Here is a 239-nt window from a genome sequence, read left to right on the forward strand (position 1 = left end):
GGTTGTTTGGCGACGACGGGGAACAGGCATTCGCTCTGCCCGTAAACCTCGTAGATGACTGGGCCAATGCGACGTACAGCTTCCTTCAGCTTCTCCGGCGCAATCGGGGCGGCACCTACGGCAATGCATCGCAGAGACGACGTGTCCGTATGGTCCAACGCCGGACAGCTCAGCAACGCGTAGACAATCGTCGGCGGCAGGAATAAGTGCGTGATGCGCTCGCGGGCGATGGTATCGAG

At 60.7% G+C, this 239-nt stretch carries 1 protein-coding gene; it reads right to left on the reverse strand.

The window, feature by feature from the left end; translation table 11 throughout:
* Positions 1 to 239: AMP-binding protein (locus tag SB717_RS39255; RefSeq protein ID WP_410908709.1), on the reverse strand; the 239-nt coding region annotated here is incomplete at both ends.

Origin of the sequence: Priestia sp. SIMBA_032, from assembly GCF_046535215.1 — a bacterium.
Classification (GTDB): Bacteria; Bacillota; Bacilli; order Bacillales; family Bacillaceae_H; genus Priestia; species Priestia aryabhattai.